This window comes from Peribacillus sp. SIMBA_075, from assembly GCF_046534585.1.
This window is the reverse complement of the sequence record NZ_JAWRYN010001682.1, coordinates 1-233: the sequence shown is the minus strand read 5'-3', so window position 1 is coordinate 233 and position 233 is coordinate 1. Positions and strand designations below refer to the sequence as shown.

Annotated in this window: 1 protein-coding gene; it reads right to left on the bottom strand. The window is 54.9% G+C overall.

The window, feature by feature from the left end:
- Window positions 1–233: SDR family NAD(P)-dependent oxidoreductase (locus tag SB775_RS34150; RefSeq protein ID WP_410865728.1), on the bottom strand; the 233-nt coding region annotated here is incomplete at both ends.

Below are 233 nucleotides of genomic sequence, written 5' to 3'. Positions count from 1 at the left end.
CCTGTGATCAAATTAGACTCGTGGGCAAGGTCGGTGACGACTGTGCTCGGCGTCATCGCCGTGACGCGGATATTGTGTTTACGCACTTCAAGCGCGAGGGATTCAGTCAAGCCCATGACAGCGAATTTGGAAGAGCTGTAAGCGCTTGTGACCGGTGCGCCTTTTTGTCCGGCAGTGGACGAGATATTGATGATATCGCCTGAGCTTTGCTCGATCATGCCAGGCAGGACGGC